Annotated in this window: 1 protein-coding gene; it reads left to right on the forward strand. The window is 54.4% G+C overall.

Translation table 11 applies throughout. From position 1 onward, the window contains the following. Positions 1–77 precede the first annotated feature (77 nt). Positions 78–1,031, forward strand: coding sequence for an IS1595 family transposase (locus ACUNV4_RS30375; RefSeq protein ID WP_430882430.1), 954 nt, complete (start codon positions 78–80; stop codon positions 1,029–1,031). Positions 1,032–1,036: the final 5 nt, after the last annotated feature.

Consider the following 1,036-nt stretch of genomic DNA (forward strand, 5'->3'; position numbering starts at 1 on the left):
CCACTTGATTACGTAGATTGTTAAGCATCACTTACCGCTGTATACTTGAACAGTACTAGAATTACAGGGCCAAATGCATGCCTCGCAACAAGATCCAGTTCCAGAAGGGCCTTTCCGAGCCGGAGTTCGAAAGGCTCTACGGTCGAGAGGAAGCCTGTTTTCGTGCCTTGCATGAACTTCGCTGGCCGGATGGGTTTGTCTGCCCTTCCTGTGGTCACAAGAAGGGGCATCAGTTGGAGCATCGGCAGCTTGTGCAGTGTGCTTGTTGTCGGACTCAGACGTCCATTACCGCTGGCACGATCTTTCACTCCACCAAGCTGCCACTGACCACATGGTTTCGTGCCATGTACCACCTCACTCAATCGAAGAATGGCGTCTCTGCAATGGAGCTCATGCGTCGCCTTGGCGTGTCTTACAACACGGCCTGGTTGGTGAAACAGAAGCTGATGCAGACCATGAAAGAGCGAGAGGCGAGCCGAAAGCTGACCGATCGAATCGAGATTGACGATGCCTACCTAGGGGGCGAGCGAGCGCGCAAGCCGGGAAAGGCAGGACGCGGCGCTGAAGGTAAAACGCCCTTTATCGCCGCGGTTCAGACCGATAGAGACGGCAGACCACAGAGAATGGCACTGCAGGTTGTTGATGGGTTCAGCAACGATGAAGTCAGTGCTTTCGCCAAAGCGAAATTGGTCCCTGGCGCCGATGTCTACAGTGATGGTCTGGCTTGTTTTGGTGCTGTAATCGATCATGGTTGCAGCCATACGGTAGTTGTCTCTGGCGGCGGACGTCGAGCAGCGCAGAAGCCTACGTTTAAATGGGTGAATACGGCCCTGGGCAACATCAAATCTGCGCTGACGGGTACCTACCGCCAAGTCTCTCCAGGACATCGACCGCGCTATCTGGCCGAATTCCAATATCGATTCAACAGACGTCACGACCTTGCGGGAATCCTGAAGCGGCTGGCTCACAGCACTGTGCGCACGCCACCTTTTCCGTATCGGTTCGTAAAACTGGCTGAGTCTCATGCGTAATCAAG

The organism is Granulosicoccus sp. 3-233 (assembly GCF_052681095.1).

Bases quoted from the DNA above. Each gene is read 5' to 3' on its own strand.
- ACUNV4_RS30375 (WP_430882430.1), top strand. From the start codon at position 78: ATGCCTCGCAACAAGATCCAGTTCCAGAAGGGCCTTTCCGAGCCGGAG.